This is a genomic window from Pseudomonas grandcourensis (assembly GCF_039909015.1).
Taxonomy (GTDB): Bacteria; Pseudomonadota; Gammaproteobacteria; order Pseudomonadales; family Pseudomonadaceae; genus Aquipseudomonas; species Aquipseudomonas grandcourensis.
Genome location: NZ_CP150919.1, coordinates 5,614,702 through 5,632,021, shown reverse-complemented (window position 1 = coordinate 5,632,021; position 17,320 = coordinate 5,614,702). Strand labels below are relative to the sequence as shown.

General features: G+C 60.1%; 16 protein-coding genes. 13 read left to right on the top strand and 3 right to left on the bottom strand.

Features of this window, described 5'->3' with window-relative positions; genetic code table 11:
- The first annotated feature begins 195 nt into the window (after nt 1-195).
- From ffh to rplS, 5 genes are all read left to right on the top strand, one after another.
- On the top strand, nt 196-1,572 hold the full coding sequence (gene ffh / locus AABM52_RS25225; RefSeq protein ID WP_056726162.1) for a signal recognition particle protein: 1,377 nt from the start codon (nt 196-198) through the stop codon (nt 1,570-1,572).
- Between the two features lie 250 nt (nt 1,573-1,822).
- A complete protein-coding gene (rpsP, locus tag AABM52_RS25220) occupies nt 1,823-2,074 on the top strand; it encodes a 30S ribosomal protein S16 (protein WP_347908824.1) in 252 nt (83 codons plus the stop codon).
- A 5-nt stretch (nt 2,075-2,079) separates the two neighbouring features.
- Nucleotides 2,080-2,616, top strand: a complete 537-nt coding sequence (gene rimM / locus AABM52_RS25215) for a ribosome maturation factor RimM (RefSeq protein ID WP_046041991.1) — start codon at nt 2,080-2,082, stop codon at nt 2,614-2,616.
- Between the two features lie 2 nt (nt 2,617-2,618).
- Nucleotides 2,619-3,371, top strand: a complete 753-nt coding sequence (trmD, locus tag AABM52_RS25210; RefSeq protein WP_007897583.1) for a tRNA (guanosine(37)-N1)-methyltransferase TrmD — start codon at nt 2,619-2,621, stop codon at nt 3,369-3,371.
- Nucleotides 3,372-3,416: 45 nt separating this feature from the next.
- Nucleotides 3,417-3,767, top strand: coding sequence for a 50S ribosomal protein L19 (rplS, locus tag AABM52_RS25205; protein ID WP_003175895.1), 351 nt, complete (start codon nt 3,417-3,419; stop codon nt 3,765-3,767).
- A gap of 74 nt (nt 3,768-3,841) precedes the next feature.
- Here rplS and AABM52_RS25200 read toward each other — a convergent pair whose 3' ends face one another.
- On the bottom strand, nt 3,842-5,644 hold the full coding sequence (locus tag AABM52_RS25200; protein WP_347908821.1) for a sodium:proton antiporter: 1,803 nt from the start codon (nt 5,642-5,644) through the stop codon (nt 3,842-3,844).
- 107 nt (nt 5,645-5,751) lie between these two features.
- On the opposite strand from AABM52_RS25200, the gene xerD reads away from it, so the two are divergent.
- The 6 genes from xerD to AABM52_RS25170 all read left to right on the top strand — a co-directional run bounded on the left by xerD (nt 5,752) and on the right by AABM52_RS25170 (nt 12,488).
- Entirely contained in the window at nt 5,752-6,648 is an 897-nt protein-coding gene (gene xerD / locus AABM52_RS25195; protein ID WP_347908819.1) for a site-specific tyrosine recombinase XerD, read from the top strand.
- Nucleotides 6,649-6,917: 269 nt separating this feature from the next.
- Complete coding sequence (dsbC, locus tag AABM52_RS25190; RefSeq protein ID WP_347908817.1) at nt 6,918-7,649, top strand: bifunctional protein-disulfide isomerase/oxidoreductase DsbC; 732 nt, start codon at nt 6,918-6,920, stop codon at nt 7,647-7,649.
- Nucleotides 7,650-7,783: 134 nt separating this feature from the next.
- The gene (locus AABM52_RS25185) at nt 7,784-9,088 is read left to right on the top strand and encodes a homoserine dehydrogenase (RefSeq protein WP_007998527.1); all 1,305 of its coding nucleotides are present in this window, start codon (nt 7,784-7,786) and stop codon (nt 9,086-9,088) included.
- A gap of 66 nt (nt 9,089-9,154) precedes the next feature.
- Nucleotides 9,155-10,564: a threonine synthase gene (gene thrC, locus AABM52_RS25180; RefSeq protein WP_075945553.1), complete on the top strand. Its 1,410-nt coding sequence runs from the start codon at nt 9,155-9,157 to the stop codon at nt 10,562-10,564.
- Nucleotides 10,565-10,683: 119 nt separating this feature from the next.
- The gene (locus tag AABM52_RS25175; protein WP_347908814.1) at nt 10,684-12,039 is read left to right on the top strand and encodes a transporter substrate-binding domain-containing protein; all 1,356 of its coding nucleotides are present in this window, start codon (nt 10,684-10,686) and stop codon (nt 12,037-12,039) included.
- 161 nt (nt 12,040-12,200) lie between these two features.
- Complete coding sequence (locus AABM52_RS25170; RefSeq protein ID WP_347908812.1) at nt 12,201-12,488, top strand: DUF3509 domain-containing protein; 288 nt, start codon at nt 12,201-12,203, stop codon at nt 12,486-12,488.
- Between the two features lie 169 nt (nt 12,489-12,657).
- Here AABM52_RS25170 and AABM52_RS25165 read toward each other — a convergent pair whose 3' ends face one another.
- Both AABM52_RS25165 and AABM52_RS25160 read right to left on the bottom strand, forming a co-directional pair.
- Nucleotides 12,658-13,626: a TIGR02285 family protein gene (locus tag AABM52_RS25165; RefSeq protein ID WP_347908810.1), complete on the bottom strand. Its 969-nt coding sequence runs from the start codon at nt 13,624-13,626 to the stop codon at nt 12,658-12,660.
- Entirely contained in the window at nt 13,580-14,779 is a 1,200-nt protein-coding gene (locus AABM52_RS25160) for a CaiB/BaiF CoA-transferase family protein (protein WP_347908808.1), read from the bottom strand. The genes AABM52_RS25165 and AABM52_RS25160 overlap by 47 nt, the downstream gene beginning before the upstream one ends.
- 147 nt (nt 14,780-14,926) lie before the next feature.
- Here AABM52_RS25160 and AABM52_RS25155 point away from each other — a divergent pair, with 147 nt between their 5' ends.
- Nucleotides 14,927-15,469, top strand: coding sequence for a YaeQ family protein (locus AABM52_RS25155; RefSeq protein ID WP_095965475.1), 543 nt, complete (start codon nt 14,927-14,929; stop codon nt 15,467-15,469).
- A 66-nt stretch (nt 15,470-15,535) separates the two neighbouring features.
- Entirely contained in the window at nt 15,536-17,245 is a 1,710-nt protein-coding gene (gene recJ / locus AABM52_RS25150; protein ID WP_347908806.1) for a single-stranded-DNA-specific exonuclease RecJ, read from the top strand.
- Nucleotides 17,246-17,320 lie beyond the last annotated feature (75 nt).

The window sequence follows — 17,320 nt, the reverse complement described above, 5'->3', positions numbered from 1 at the left end:
AGCCCGAAAGTCGCTGAGTTTGGCATAGAACCCCCGCCACACGAAAGACCGCGCAACCTGACAGCGAGGTGTCCGCCGGCCACAGTCTTCGCTATAATCCGCGACCTGCCCACGCCGCAGGCTCGCCGAGCACACGTTTAGTCCGGTCCGGGCCGCCATTATCCCGGTCTACACAGGGCCTGAAAGGATCGCGCAATGTTTGAAAACTTAACCGACCGTCTCTCGCAGACGCTGCGCCATGTCACCGGCAAGGCCAAGCTGACTGAAGACAACATCAAAGACACCCTGCGTGAAGTGCGCATGGCGTTGCTCGAAGCCGACGTCGCCCTGCCGGTGGTCAAGGATTTCGTCAACTCGGTCAAGGAACGTGCCGTCGGTACCGAGGTGTCGCGCAGCCTGACGCCGGGCCAGGCCTTCGTGAAGATCGTCCAGGCCGAACTCGAAAGCCTGATGGGCGCGGCCAACGAAGATTTGAACCTGAGCGCCGTGCCGCCAGCGGTCATCCTGATGGCCGGTTTGCAGGGCGCCGGTAAGACCACCACCGCCGGCAAGCTCGCGCGCTTCCTTAAAGAGCGCAAGAAGAAGTCGGTCATGGTTGTGTCTGCCGACGTTTATCGTCCAGCGGCGATCAAGCAGCTGGAAATGCTCGCCGGTGAAGTCGGCGTTACCTTCTTCCCGTCCGACCTGAGCCAGAAGCCGGTCGAGATCGCGCAAGCGGCTATTAAGGAAGCGAAACTCAAATTCATCGACGTGGTCATCGTCGATACCGCCGGTCGCCTGCACATCGATGAAGAGATGATGGGCGAGATCAAGGCTCTGCACGCTGCGATCAACCCGGTCGAAACCCTGTTCGTGGTCGACGCCATGACCGGCCAGGACGCCGCCAACACGGCCAAGGCCTTCGGCGATGCATTGCCGCTGACCGGTGTGATCCTGACCAAGGTCGACGGCGACGCCCGTGGCGGTGCCGCGCTGTCGGTACGCGCCATCACCGGCAAGCCGATCAAGTTCATCGGTATGGGCGAGAAGAGCGAAGCGCTCGATCCGTTCCACCCTGAGCGTATCGCCTCGCGCATCCTCGGCATGGGCGACGTGCTCAGCCTGATCGAGCAGGCGGAAGCGACGCTCGACAAGGACAAAGCCGACAAGCTTGCTAAAAAGTTGAAGAAGGGCAAGGGCTTCGACCTCGAAGACTTCCGCGATCAGCTGCAACAGATGAAAAACATGGGCGGCCTCGGCGGCCTCATGGACAAGCTGCCGAACATGGGTGGCGTGAACCTGGCGCAAATGGGCAACGCCCAGGGTGCGGCAGAGAAGCAGTTCAAGCAGATGGAAGCCATCATCAATTCCATGACCCCGGCCGAGCGCCGCGACCCTGAGATGATCAGCGGTTCGCGCAAGCGCCGGATCGCCATGGGTTCCGGCACCCAGGTGCAGGACATCGGCCGCTTGATCAAGCAGCACAAGCAGATGCAGAAGATGATGAAGAAGTTCTCCGCGAAAGGCGGAATGGCCAAGATGATGCGCGGCATGGGCGGTATGTTGCCCGGCGGCGGCATGCCCAAGATGTAAAGAATTCGCGCCGGCCATCGGGTCGGCGCTGCCCCACACGGACGTGGGATACACAGCAAACCCGCACTTGGCGGGAGCTGACCGGCCGTTTTCAACGACGGCTCTATAGCAAATCTGCATGGCGACCGATAGGCCGCCGGAAAAAGTCATTTGCAAAAGTCCGGATATTCCTTAGAATATGCGGCCTTTCGGGCACCTATGCCCGCTGTGCCTTTAGATTTGCAGCACCGACTACAGGAACGATGTTCACATGCTAACAATCCGTCTTGCCCTTGGCGGCTCCAAAAAGCGCCCGTTTTACCACTTGACCGTAACCGACAGCCGCAACCCGCGCGACGGTTCGCACAAGGAACAGGTTGGCTACTTCAACCCTGTTGCCCGTGGTCAGGAAGTTCGTCTGTCCGTGAACCAAGAGCGCGTAGCCTACTGGCTGAGCGTTGGTGCACAACCTTCTGAGCGCGTTGCTCAGTTGTTGAAGGATTCTGCTAAGGCTGCGGCCTGAGCAATATGAACGCGACGCCTGCCATTGCTGATGATTTGATCGTTATCGGCAAGATTTACTCGGTTCACGGCGTTCGCGGCGAAGTGAAGGTGTACTCCTTTACTGATCCGATTAAGAACCTGCTGGATTACAAAACCTGGACGCTCAAGCGTGACGGCAATGTAAAGCAGGTAGAGCTGGTCAGCGGACGCGGGAACGACAAGTTCCTGGTCGCAAAGCTCAAGGATCTCGATGATCGCGAAGAAGCTCGTCTTCTGGCCGGTTATGAGATCTGCGTGCCGCGCAACCTGTTCCCTGAACTCACCGACGGCGAGTACTACTGGTACCAGCTGGAAGGTCTCAAGGTCATCGACACCCTCGGACAACTGTTCGGGAAAATCGATCACCTGCTGGAGACCGGCTCGAACGATGTCATGGTGGTCAAGCCTTGCGCTGGCAGCCTGGATGATCGCGAACGCCTGTTGCCCTATACCGAGCAATGCGTGTTGGCCATCGACCTGGCGGCAGGTGAGATGAAGGTGGATTGGGATGCGGACTTCTAAGCGTGGCTAACTTGCGCGTAGAAGTGATCAGTTTGTTTCCCGAGATGTTCTCCGCCATCAGCGAGTACGGCATCACCAGTCGTGCGGTGAAACAGGGGCTCTTGCAGCTCACCTGTTGGAATCCGCGAGACTACACGACGGATCGACATCACACTGTGGACGATCGCCCGTTTGGCGGTGGTCCGGGCATGGTGATGAAGATCAAGCCCCTGGAAGATGCTCTGGTTCAGGCCAAGGCAGCAGCCGGGGAGGCGGCGAAGGTAATTTACCTGTCCCCCCAAGGCCGTCAACTGACTCAGTCGGCGGTACGCGAGTTGGCGAATCTGGATGCATTGATCCTGATTGCCGGCCGCTATGAAGGCATTGACGAGCGTTTTATTGATGCTCATGTCGATGAAGAGTGGTCGATTGGCGACTATGTACTGTCTGGCGGCGAGCTGCCGGCGATGGTCCTGATCGATGCGGTTACACGACTGCTGCCTGGAGCTTTAGGGCATGCGGACTCCGCTGAGGAAGATTCCTTTACGGATGGTTTGCTGGATTGCCCGCACTACACCCGACCGGAGGTGTATGCGGATCAGCGTGTTCCCGACGTATTGCTAAGTGGCAATCACGCGCACATCCGGCGTTGGCGTTTACAGCAGTCCCTTGGTCGGACCTTTGAACGACGCGCCGATCTTCTGGAAAGCCGCTCGCTTTCTGGAGAAGAGAAGAAGCTGCTCGAGGAATACATCCGCGAGCGGGACGATAGTTAACAACGTATCGATGGTAGATCCGACGATTTACCTTAGGAGCACAGCATGACTAACAAAATCATCCTTGCACTCGAAGCAGAGCAGATGACCAAAGAGATCCCTACCTTTGCCCCGGGCGACACCATTGTCGTTCAGGTGAAAGTGAAGGAAGGCGACCGTTCGCGTCTGCAAGCGTTCGAAGGTGTTGTTATCGCCAAGCGTAACCGCGGCGTAAACAGTGCATTCACCGTTCGTAAAATCTCCAACGGTGTTGGCGTAGAGCGTACTTTCCAGACCTACTCCCCGCAAATCGACAGCATGGCTGTCAAGCGTCGCGGTGACGTACGTAAAGCCAAGCTGTACTACCTGCGTGACCTGTCGGGTAAAGCAGCTCGCATCAAGGAAAAACTGGCTTAAGTCCAGCTTCCGATGCAAAAAAAGCAGCCTGCGGGCTGCTTTTTTGTTGCCTGCGATTTGGTGCCCGTCTGGATTTACACCGTCTCGGGCTGGATCAACGCCAACAACGTCCAACCCGCCGCGGGCTTGATCGTGCTTTCCGGCGTTACCACGTGTACCCAATCGCTGTCGTCGCGTACGAACAGCAAGGTCGCACGCTCACCATGCAATGCACGGTAGTCGTCCCAGTTGAAGCCGTCCGTCAAGGTTGTGCTGTACAGCTCTGAGCCCTGACTCAGCTGGCTGGCGAGCTTGGCGTAGGTCAGTGCTTCGCTGCCCAGTTGATTGCCGCGATGTTCCAGGCTGGTACGGTGCTTGTCGGTGCGGCGGCTTTCCTGGCCGCTGGCCAGGCCGAACATGCGCTGATGGCCCAGTTCATGTCGAAAGCGCATCAGCGCCAGGGTGTTCATTTCGCCGGAGGGTGACAGCGCCAGCAAATGCCCGAGGCCGACCAGATCCAGGTGCGCATCGGCATGTTGCGACGCCGGGTTGCCAAAATAGGTCGGCAAGCCTTCCATCCGCGCTGAGCGAATGTTTTCCCAGCTCGAATCCGTCAGCAGTACGCGACTGCCCAGTTGTTGCAGGGCCTTGCCCAGTGTGCGCGCAGGTCCGTTGGCGCCGATGATCAGGAAGCCGCTCGGTGCCGGTTCCGCCACCTTCAGCAGGCGAGCCAGCGGTCGTGCCGTCGCGCTTTGCAACACTACCGTGCCGATGATCACCGCAAAGGTGAGCGGCACCAGCAGCAATGCGCCCTGGTGACCGGCCTCATGCAGGCGAATGGCGAAGATGGCCGACACCGCCGCTGCCACGATGCCCCTTGGCGCAATCCACGCCAGCAGCGCTCGCTCGCGCCAACCCAGGCTGGAGCCCACCGTGCTCAGCAGCACATTCAAGGGGCGGGCGATGAACTGAATGACCAGCAGCAATATCAGCACCAGAGGCCCGAGGCCGATCATGGCGTTCAGGTCCAGCCGGGCCGCCAGCAGAATGAACAGGCCGGAGATCAGCAGCACGCTGAGGTTCTCCTTGAAGTGCAGGATGTGCCGCACGTCCACGCCTTTCATGTTGGCCAGCCACATGCCCATCAAGGTCACGGCCAGCAACCCGGATTCGTTGGTGACCTCGTTGGAGGCAATGAAAATACCCAGGACTGCCGCGAGCGCTGCCAGGTTGTGCAGGTATTCCGGCAGCCACTGGCGGCGAATCAATGTACCGAGCAACCAGCCGCCAGAAACACCGAACAGGCTGCCGCACAGAATCACGCCACCGAAGGTCAGCAGGCTTTCCTCGAGGCCGTTACCTTTGGAGCTGGCGATGATGAAGCTATAGACGACCACCGCCAGCAGGGCACCGATGGGGTCGATGGCAATGCCTTCCCAGCGCAGGATGTTGGCAATCGACGCTTTCGGGCGCACGACGCGCAGCATCGGCACGATCACGGTCGGCCCGGTCACCAGGGTCAGGCTGCCGAAGAGGATGGCCAGCATCCAGTCGAAATCCAGCAGCCAGTGAGTGGCGACAGCAATGACCACCCAGGTGGAGAGGGCGCCAATGGTGACCAAGCGATGGACGACGCTGCCGATTTCGCGCCATTCGGACAAATGCAGGGTCAGGCTGCCTTCGAACAGGATCAGCGCTACCGCCAGGGACACCAGCGGCATCAACAGTGGTCCGAACATCTCCTGCGGGTCGAGCAAGTGCAGCACGGGACCGGCCAGGATGCCGGTCAGCAGCAGGAACAGAATCGCCGGCAGTTTCAAACGCCAGGCCAGCCATTGGCAAAGCAGCGCCGCCGCGCCTATCCCGCCAAATGCCAATAAAATCTGCTGCTCGCTCATTGCTGCTCCCTGTTCCTTGAAATGGCGGCCTATGAAAGACTAGCGGCCGTTTCCATGTCCAATTTTAATTTTGCACGCGGCCTCTAGGCTGCATGATTCGAGTACCCATGCCTGCCATCGATCACCCGCTGATAGACCAATTCCTCGATGCCCTGTGGCTGGAGAAAGGCCTTTCCGATAACACCCGCGATGCCTATCGCAGTGACCTGACGCTGTTCAACGGCTGGTTACAGGACAAGGGACTGGAGCTGGTCAATGCCGGGCGCGAGTTGATACTCGACCACCTGGCCTGGCGCCTGGAGCAAAACTACAAGCCTCGTTCCACTGCGCGCTTTCTCTCGGGTGTGCGTGGCTTCTATCGTTACCTGCTGCGGGAAAAGATGATCTCGGTCGATCCGACATTGCGCGTTGATATGCCGCAACTCGGCAGGCCGCTGCCAAAGTCCTTGTCCGAGGCGGATGTGGAAGCCTTGTTGAAGGCGCCCGATTTGAGCGAGGCCATCGGTCAGCGCGACCGGGCCATGCTTGAAGTGCTGTACGCCTGTGGCTTGCGGGTGACCGAGCTGATCAGCCTCACCCTGGAGCAAGTCAATTTGCGTCAAGGCGTGTTGCGAGTGATGGGCAAGGGCAGCAAGGAGCGGCTGGTGCCGATGGGCGAGGAGGCGATTGTCTGGGTCGAGCGCTACATGCGTGATGCCCGCAGCGAACTGCTTGGCGGGCGTCCCAGCGACGTGTTGTTCCCAAGTCTGCGTGGCGAGCAGATGACCCGCCAGACCTTCTGGCACCGGATCAAGCACCAGGCCAAGGTGGCAGGGATCGGCAAGTCGCTGTCGCCCCACACCTTGCGCCATGCCTTCGCCACGCACCTGCTCAACCACGGCGCAGACCTGCGGGTGGTGCAGATGCTGCTGGGGCACAGCGATTTGTCGACGACGCAGATCTATACCCATGTTGCCCGGGCGCGCTTGCAGGATCTGCATGCCAAACACCATCCGCGGGGATAACCGAAAAACCTGTGGGAGCGAGCTTGGTCCGGGCGGCGTTCCGACGATAGCGGCCGGACAGTCGATACATGTTTTGGATGTGGTGCCGTCATCGCGAGCAAGCTCGCTCCCGCAGGGTATTGTGCCGCCACAAATGTCTTGCATCAGGTGCATTCGGCCCTGCGGACCTTATGTGATAGGCTGGGCCGGTTTGCACGATGGGCGGTTATGACCCGGTGTTTCGGCACGGGCGTTCTGATCGTCCCATATGTTCGCCTTCAGGAGTTCTCATGCGTCTGACCCAGATTTTCGCCGCCGCAGCCATTGCGTTGGTCAGCACCTTTGCCGTCGCCGATGACGCGGCCGACAAAGCCATTCGTAAAAGCCTGGAAAGCCTCCAGCTCGAAGTGCCGGTAGAGACCATCACCGCCAGCCCGTTGCCAGGCCTGTACGAAGTCAAGCTCAAGGGCAGCCGTGTGCTGTACGCCAGCGCCGACGGCCAGTACGTGGTCCAGGGCTACCTGTTCGACCTCAAGGACGGCAAGCCCGTCAACCTGACCGAAAAAACCGAGCGCCTGGGCATCTCCAAGCTGATCAACGACATCCCGGTTGCCGAAACCGTTGTCTACCCGGCCATTGGCGAAACCAAGTCGCACATCACCGTATTCACCGACACCACCTGTCCGTACTGCCACAAGCTGCACGCCGAAGTGCCTGAGCTGAACAAGCGCGGCATCGAAGTGCGTTACGTTGCGTTCCCGCGCCAGGGCCTGGGCTCGCCGGGTGACGAGCAACTGCAAGCGGTGTGGTGCTCGAAAGACAAGAAAGCGGCCATGGACAAAATGGTCGACGGCAAGGAAATCAAGGCCGCCAAGTGCGATAACCCGGTTTCCAAACAGTTCGCGCTCGGCCAGTCGATTGGCGTGAACGGCACACCGGCCATCGTTTTGGCCGACGGTCAGGTCATTCCGGGCTACCAGCCTGCGCCACAAGTCGCCAAACTGGCGCTGGGCGCGAAGTAAATTCGCATCGTCAAGGTCAGCCATTGACGATCATGGTCCGGCAGCGACATTCGCCGGGCCATCAATAGAGAACCGCGAGTATGCGGTTGTTTTCACGGCCGGCCTCGAGTCGGCCGTTTTATGGGGAGTTCACAGTGAAACCGGTCAAAGTAGGCATCTGTGGGTTAGGAACCGTCGGTGGCGGTACCTTCAACGTACTTCAGCGCAACGCCGAGGAAATTGCTCGTCGTGCCGGGCGTGGGATCGAAGTGGCACAAATTGCCATGCGCACGCCAAAGCCTCAGTTCCAAACGACCGGTATTGCGATTACCAACGATGTCTTCGAAGTGGCCACGAACCCTGAGATCGACATCGTTATAGAGCTGATGGGCGGCTACACCGTTGCCCGCGAGCTGGTACTCAAGGCCATCGAGAATGGCAAGCATGTGGTCACCGCGAACAAGGCGCTTATCGCCGTTCACGGTAATGAAATTTTCGCCAAGGCCCGCGAGAAGGGCGTGATTGTTGCGTTCGAAGCGGCGGTGGCCGGTGGTATTCCGGTGATCAAGGCGATCCGCGAAGGCCTGTCCGCCAACCGCATCAACTGGGTAGCCGGCATCATCAACGGCACCGGCAACTTCATCCTGACGGAAATGCGCGAGAAGGGTCGCACCTTCGAAGACGTATTGGCCGAAGCCCAGGCACTGGGTTACGCCGAAGCCGATCCGACCTTCGACGTCGAGGGTATCGACGCGGCTCACAAGCTGACGATCCTGGCGTCCATCGCGTTCGGTATCCCGTTGCAATTCGACAAGGCCTACACCGAAGGCATCACCAAGCTGACCACCGCCGACGTCAACTACGCCGAAGCGCTGGGCTACCGCATCAAGCACCTGGGCGTGGCGCGCAGCACCGCGGCCGGTATCGAACTGCGCGTGCACCCGACGCTGATCCCGGCCGATCGCCTGATCGCCAACGTCAACGGCGTGATGAACGCGGTGATGGTCAACGGCGATGCTGCCGGTTCGACCCTGTTCTATGGCGCTGGCGCCGGCATGGAGCCGACCGCGTCGTCGGTGATCGCCGACCTGGTGGACGTGGTTCGCGCCATGACTTCCGACCCGGAAAACCGCGTGCCGCACCTGGCGTTCCAGCCGGATTCGCTGTCGGCTCACCCGATCCTGCCGATCGAAGCCTGCGAAAGCGCCTACTACCTGCGTATTCAGGCCAAGGACCATCCGGGCGTATTGGCTCAGGTCGCGAGCATCCTCTCGGAGCGCGGCATCAACATCGAGTCGATCATGCAGAAGGAAGCCGAGGAGCACGACGGCCTGGTGCCGATGATCCTGCTGACCCACCGCGTGCTGGAACAGCACATCAACGATGCCATCGCTGCTTTGGAAGCCTTGGCGGGTGTGGTCGGTCCGGTTGTACGGATCCGTGTCGAGCACCTGAACTAAGCCGATATCGTTGACCGGGCTCGCTTGCGGGCCCGGCACTACGAACACTGTCCATTGGAGTCAGTCATGCGTTACATCAGTACCCGCGGCCAGGCACCGGCCCTGAATTTTGAAGACGTCCTGCTGGCAGGCCTTGCCACCGACGGCGGTCTGTACGTCCCGGAAAACCTGCCACGTTTCACCCAGGAAGAAATCGCTTCCTGGGCTGGCCTGCCGTATCACGAGCTGGCTTTCCGCGTCATGCGCCCGTTCGTCACCGGCAGCATTCCCGATGCCGATTTCAAAAAGATTCTTGAAGAAACCTATGGTGTGTTCGCCCACAGCGCCGTTGCGCCGCTGCGTCAGCTGAACGGCAACGAATGGGTGCTGGAGCTGTTCCACGGCCCGACCCTGGCGTTCAAGGACTTCGCCCTGCAACTGCTGGGTCGTTTGCTCGACTACGTGCTGGAAAAGCGCGGCGAGCGCGTGGTGATTGTCGGCGCCACCTCCGGTGACACCGGTTCGGCCGCCATCGAAGGCTGCAAGCATTGCGAAAACGTCGACATCTTCATCCTGCACCCGCACAACCGTGTGTCCGAAGTGCAGCGTCGGCAGATGACCACCATCTTCGGTGAGAACATCCACAACATCGCCATCGAAGGCAACTTCGATGACTGCCAGGAAATGGTCAAGGCGAGCTTCGCCGACCAGGGCTTCCTCAAGGGCACTCGCCTGGTGGCCGTGAACTCGATCAACTGGGCGCGGATCATGGCCCAGATCGTTTACTACTTCCACGCAGCCCTGCAACTGGGTGGCCCGGCGCGTTCGGTGTCGTTCTCGGTGCCGACCGGCAACTTCGGCGACATCTTCGCCGGTTACCTGGCACGCAACATGGGCCTGCCGATCAACCAGTTGATCGTCGCCACCAATCGCAACGACATCCTGCACCGCTTCATGAGCGGCAACCAGTACGTCAAGGAAACCCTGCACGCCACGCTGTCGCCGTCCATGGACATCATGGTGTCGTCGAACTTCGAGCGCCTGCTGTTCGACCTGCACGGTCGCAACGGCGCGGCAATCGCCGGGCTGATGGATTCGTTCAAGCAGGGTGGCGGTTTCAGCGTCGAGCAAGAGCGCTGGACCGAAGCCCGCAAGTTGTTCGATTCGCTGGCCGTGGATGACGCGCAAACCTGCGAAACCATTGCCGAAGTCTACGAGCAGACTGGCGAAGTGCTGGATCCACACACGGCCATCGGCGTGAAAGCTGCGCGGGAATGCCGTCGCAGCCTGGACATTCCAATGGTGATCCTGGGTACCGCCCACCCGGTCAAATTCCCGGACGCCGTGGAAAAAGCCGGTGTAGGAAAAGCGCTCGAACTGCCGGTACATCTTTCTGATTTGTTTGAACGAGACGAACGTTGCACCGTATTGCCAAATGACCTGAAGGCCGTGCAGGCCTTTGTCAGCCAGCATGGCAACCGCGGCAAGCCGCTGTAACCGGTCAGCGCTGTAACATTTTGAAGCCCGTCTCCTGACGGGCTTTTTCATTTCTGCATGCACACTTGTCGTGTTATCGCCGTGAAAGGACTGGCGAATGGATCACCAAGGACGTGGGAATGCTGTTTACAAGTGTGTTCAAGCCAGTCGCACGCTGGCTGTTTTTATTCGGCATGCTGGGAATCGCCGAATGGGGAGGGGCGAGCCCTGCATCGATTCAGGAGCGAGGTAAGTCTGTTGCACGTTCAATGGTGGTGCTGGATGACCAGGAGTTGCAATGGATGGCCAGCCATCCACGGGTCGTGGTCACAGCGCTGGAATACCCGTTGTACCTGTTCAAGGATGAACATGGCCAATGGACGGGCTTGAACAGTGACCTGCTCAAACGCATCAGTGACATGACGGGGTTGCAGTTCGTTTACCAAGAGTCTTTTTCCACCGATCAGATGCTGGCTCATCTGGAAAGCGGCACCGCGGATTTGAGTACGACCCTGGCGATGAATGACGAACGCAAGGCGTTTCTGGATTTCAGCCATGCGTACGGCGGTGCAGGATGGGTCTTTGTCGGGCAGGCCGGGGCACCGCCGGTGCAGGCGCTGGAGGATATGACGAAGCGGGTGCTGGTGCTGCCGACCCGGCATGCACTGGAAGCGATGATACGTCGCAATTATCCGTCCATCGAGTTGCGCTCGGTTAAAACCTACGCCGAAGCCCGTGCCTGGGTGGAAAGCGGCGAAGCCTACGCCACCATCGAAAGCGAAATCGGCGCCCAGCTTATTCCGTCGGGCCGGCTGCAGATCGGTGCCGTGGTGCCGGGCAAATGGGATGCGGATTATCTGGCGGTGCGTAAAGGCCAGCCGCAGCTGCTGAGTATCCTCAACAAGGCGCTTGAGGCGTTTCCTGAACAGGAGTTGCGCGACCTTCGCCGGAAGTGGTTCGGCGGCGCTACCGTACCGCAGGCGCCTGGCTTTTGGCAGCGGATTGACCAGTGGGTTTGCTGGGGCGTGTTGGTGGTCAGCCTGTTCGGGCTGTTGTCCCTGCTCTGGAATCGGCGGTTGGCGGTGGTGGTCAGGCAACGGGTCGAGGCCCAAAGCAGCCTGCGCGATCAGCTCGCATTCCAGCATGCCCTGATGGATGCAATGCCTGACCCGATGTTTGTCCGTGATCTGCAAGGGCGCTTGATCATGTGCAACAAAAGTTATGAGGACGCCTTGTCGACGCGTTTTGACCGGATGCAGGGGCGGCAGTTGATCGAGATCGATGCCATGCCCAGACAAACCGCGGAACTGCTGCATGCCGAGTACATGGCGCAATTGAGTACACGAAGGACGCGCTTTTTCGAGCGTCAATTGATGTTCAAGGACGGTGTCAGGGATATCTACCAGTGGACCGTGCCGTTTTACACGGCCGATGGCCAGCTCCGAGGATTGTTGGGAGGCTGGGCCGACATCGCCCGGCGTACCCGACAGACGTGATGGTGGCGTTTTTTCTCTGTCATGTTCGCCGTGCATGCTCACTTGACTGGGTTGCAGGTTCGCCTGCGGTCGGTATCCAGAACTTTCTTCTCGGGCCAGCGGTCATTTGTTGTAGGCATGCCCCAGGCACATTGTTTTCGGACTATTGAGTGGTGATCGGGATGGAAAGTATCAGTCTGTTGCTCGGTGAAGCGCTGAGCCCGTATCAGGTCACGTTGACCCCGTCAGGCATTCGTGGCGAATGCCGGGTGACCCTGAAGAATGCTATCGGCGCGACTGTGGTCGAGCGCGAGTTCAATCAGGCTCAGTTGGATGACAAACGCCTGCTGACGGATGTGGTCGACGGATTGCATCGCGACGTGCTGATCGCTGAAGGACGCCTTGAGCCTTGTGTCATCGCGGCATTGCGCAATGCGGCGCAGGACAAGCTGCTGGCCAGCCGCAATTGAACGGATTTTTGTGGGAACCTTCCCGCGCCCAGGTCAGTCAGACCTTGTAACAGCAGGATCAAGCATTGTGCTCCGGTGCTTGTAGCTTGCTGCTACTGGTCTCCAAACAGACCACGTTTAACCCCGAGTCGTCTCCCCACTTCTCGGGGTTTCTTTTGCCCGGGATTTGTCAGGGTTGTGCCAGATTGTCGAAAAACGCCTTGGTGTCTTTCAGGTAATCATTGCGACTCTCCGGATCCAGCCAGGCGGCGTAGGCCTCGTCAAGGCGTTCACGGGGAAGGGTGCGCAGCACCTGGTTGATCTCGACTATGGCCTGCCGGCCCTTTGGTGTGTCGGTGCAACCGATGTAGCCGGACAGGTATTTGCCCGTGCCGCGAATCGGATAGAACTGCAGCTCATCCTCGGCGATGCCTTGCAGCGAGGCCTGGTAGCGAATTTCCGGGCGATAACCCAACAGCAGGCGCAAGCGCCCCAGGCGCTGCATTTGCAGCAGGCTGCCCAAGGCGTCGTTACCGTAATGAGCGGTCAGCGCGTCGGCGGGCGCTTGCTTGAGCAGTCCGTCGAGGAACTCGCCGTAATTGCGCTCGGCAATAATCCCCAGTTTTTCGCCGCCGCTGGCAAGCAGCGCTGCCAGATCCACTTCGCCGTCCTTGATAAAGGGGGCCAGCACTTTCTGATCGACGCGCCGCACGGCCAGGCCATTGCTCATGGCGCGGAAGACCGGGATGGAAAAGGCGATCCACTGTTCCCGTTCCTTGCTCCAGTTCAGCGCCGCGTCGCAGACGAGGGAAGGTTCGTGGAGCATTTGCAATCCACGGGCGCGATTGACCCTCATCACGCTGTGCTGGTATTGCGGCATGCCGGCAATCAACAGTGGAAGCAGTTGATCGATAACGCCCTGGCCCTTTTTCGGCCCGTCGAAGATTGTCAGCGGCGGCAGGTCGCGCTTGAGCCAGATCAGGGTCTCCCAGGGTTGAGCCAGGGCAGAGGGGACCGGCTCAAGGAGCAGGAGCGAAATCGCCAGCACGCACAGCAGCCACCCGCCGCGTGACGGGCAGTGCCCAATGACCCATGCAGGCCGGCGCCTCAGTTCAGATGGCTCCGTCTTTGCGCAACTGTGCGATCTGCGTCGCGTCATAGCCAAGTTCCTGGAGTACCTGTGCGTTGTGCTCACCCAGTTGTGGCCCGACCCATTCACATTCTCCGGGTGTCTCTGAGAGTTTCGGCACAATGCCCGGCATCTTGAAGTCTTTGCCGTCCGGCAGCTTGGCTTGCAGGAACATTTCCCGCGCCAGGTACTGTGGGTCATTGAACATGTCTTCGGCGCTGAAGATCCGGCTGGCCGGCACCTCGGCCTGTTTGAGCTGCGCCAGCACCCTGTCCAGCGGCAACGAATTGACCCAGCGATCGATGACGCCATAAATCTCGTCGCGTCGGGCATCGCGGCCATCGTTGCTGGCAAGCTGGGGGTCGTTGGCCAGGTCTTCCCGGCCAATGATCAGCATGAAACGTTTGAAAATCGCATCGCCATTGGCGCCGATCTGCACGTGCTTGCCATCGGCACTGGTGTGGATCGAGGAAGGAGTGATGCCCGGCATGATATTGCCCGTGCGTTCGCGGATGAAGCCGAACACGTCGAACTCCGGGACCATGCTTTCCATCATCGCGAAGATGGCTTCGTACAGCGCTACGTCCACCACTTGCCCCTGGCCGCCGTTGACTTCGCGATGACGCAGGGCCATCAACGCGCCAATCACGCCCCAGAGCGCGGCAATCGAGTCGCCGATGGAAATGCCGGTACGCACCGGTGGCCGGTCTTCGAAACCGGTGATGTAGCGCAGGCCTCCCATGGACTCACCGACCGCGCCAAAGCCGGGCTGGTCTTTCATCGGGCCGGTCTGGCCGAAACCCGACAGCCGCACCATGACCAGTTTCGGGTTCAGGGCGTGCAGGACGTCCCAACCCAGGCCGAGCTTTTCCAGGACGCCGGGACGAAAGTTTTCGATCAGGATGTCTGCCTCACCCAGCAGCTGTTTCAGGATCGCCAGACCGTCGGGGTGTTTGAGATTGAGTGTCAGGGACTTTTTGTTGCGGGCCTGGACGAACCACCACAACGAAGTGCCTTCATACAACTTGCGCCATTTGCGTAATGGATCACCGCCGTCCGGGGATTCGATCTTGATCACGTCGGCACCGAATTCCGCACAAATACGCGAGGCAAACGGGCCGGCAATCAAGGTGCCCAATTCGATGACTTTCAGACCGGAAAGCGGTTTGGCGGTGAACGGCATGCTGGATCCTGTGGGGCAAAAGTTGGGCGAATAGAGCGTTTTAGCATAGCCGACTGTCCGACGCTCCAGCTTGATTGTGTTCAATTCGTGGATTGCCCGTCGCATCGGTTAGACTTGCCGCCTTTCCTCGTATCAAGAAGCCCGTTCATGGCCCAGCCGTCCACGACCTACAAATTTGAACTGAACCTCACCGACCTCGACCGCAGCGTCTATGAGAGCGTGAAGCAGACCATCGCCCGTCACCCTTCGGAAACCGAAGAGCGCATGACCGTGCGCCTGCTGGCCTACGCCCTCTGGTACAACGAGCAGCTGTCGTTTGGCCGTGGTCTGTCGGAAGTGGATGAACCGGCCTTGTGGGAAAAAAGCCTGGATGACCGCGTCCTGCACTGGATCGAAGTCGGCCAGCCGGATGCCGAGCGCCTGACCTGGTGCTCGCGCCGCACTGAACGCACCAGTCTGCTGGCCTATGGCAGCCTGCGCGTGTGGGAAGGCAAAGTGGTGCCGGCGGTGAAAAACCTGAAGAACGTCAACATCGCTGCCGTGCCTCAGGAAGTCCTGGAAACCCTGGCCAAAGACATGCCCCGGGTTATCAAGTGGGACGTGATGATCAGCGAAGGGACGATCTTCGTCACCGACGACCGTGGTCAGCACGAAGTCCAGTTGCAGTGGCTGACCGGTGAGCGCGGCTGATTTTTCACCGCTGCCCCGCGTCACCCGGTTTTATCCTACGTATTGAAGAGAAGCATCTTTCACCCCATGCGCATCGAACCTCGCCAGCTGCCCGACACCCTGCCATTTCTCGGTGATATTCCACCGCTGTTGACCCGCCTGTACGCGGCGCGGGGCGTGCAGTCCGAGGCAGAACTGGACAAGAGCCTGGCGCGGTTGATTCCGTTCCAGCAACTCAAGGGCATCGATGCCGCCGTGGATCTGCTGGTGACTGCGCTCGAACAGCGTCAGCGCATCCTGATCGTCGGCGACTTCGATGCCGACGGCGCGACGGCCAGTACCGTGGGCACGCTGGGCCTGCGTTTGCTGGGGGCGGCACATGTCGATTACCTGGTGCCCAACCGATTCGACTACGGCTACGGCCTGACACCGGAAATCGTCGCGGTGGCGCTTGAGCGTCAGCCGCATTTGCTGATTACCGTCGACAACGGCATCTCCAGCGTCGAAGGCGTGGCAGCGGCAAAAAAGGCCGGGCTCAAGGTGCTGGTTACCGATCACCACTTGCCCGGCGACGAGCTGCCGCTGGCCGATGCCATCGTCAATCCGAACCAGCCAGGTTGCGAGTTTCCGAGCAAGGCGCTGGCCGGTGTCGGGGTGATTTTCTATGTGCTGATGGCCCTGCGTGCGCGGTTGCGCGAGCTGGGCTGGTACACAAGCAAGCCGCAGCCGAATATCGGCGAACTGCTCGACCTCGTGGCTCTGGGCAGCGTGGCCGACGTGGTGCCGCTGGATGCCAACAACCGGATTCTGGTGCATCAGGGCCTGGAACGGATTCGCGCCGGACGCGCCCGGCCGGGGATCAAGGCGATCCTCGAAGTGGCCAAGCGCGATCATGCGCGCATCACCTCCACCGATCTGGGTTTCATTGTCGGCCCGCGCCTGAACGCCGCAGGGCGCCTGGACGACATGAGCCTGGGCATCGAATGCCTGCTGACCGAAGACGCAGGTCTGGCCCGTGAGATGGCGGCGCAACTGGACGGCATGAACCAGGATCGCAAATCCATCGAGCAAGGCATGCAGCGCGAAGCGCTGGCGCAGCTCAAGGATCTGCCGGTGGAGTCGATGCCGTTCGGCTTGTGCCTGTTCGATCCCGAGTGGCACCAGGGTGTCATCGGTATCCTCGCGTCACGGATGAAAGAGCGCTATTTCCGCCCGACCATCGCCTTTGCCGATGCCGGGGATGGCTTGCTCAAGGGCTCGGGGCGTTCGGTCCAGGGCTTTCACATCCGCGACGCCTTGAGCGTGGTGGCGGCGCAGCATCCGAATCTGATCACCAAGTATGGTGGCCACGCGATGGCGGCCGGCCTGACGCTGCCGGAAGCGAACTTCCCCTTGTTCGCCGAAGCCTTTGACGCTGAAGTGCGCCGGCAACTGCGCGAAGAAGACCTGACCGGCCGCCTGTTGTCGGACGGTACCCTGGCGGTGGAAGAGTTCCACCTGGAACTGGCCCGTGCCCTGCGGCATGCCGGCCCTTGGGGGCAGCACTTCCCGGAACCCTTGTTTCACGGGGTGTTCCAGTTGGTCGAGCAGCGCGTCGTTGGCGAGCGGCACCTTAAAGTCGTGCTCAAAAGTGAATGTGGTTCGGTGAAACTCGACGGCATTGCCTTCGGGATCGACCGCGACATCTGGCCGAATCCGACCATCAAGTGGGTGGAACTGGCCTACAAGCTCGACCTCAACGAGTTTCGCGGCAACGAGACGGTTCAACTGATGATTGCCCACATCGAACCGCGTTGACCCCACACTTGTAGGAGCGAGCTCGCTCCTACAAGGGGGCGACATCCCTCGATGTCGACTAGGCTCTAAGCACTG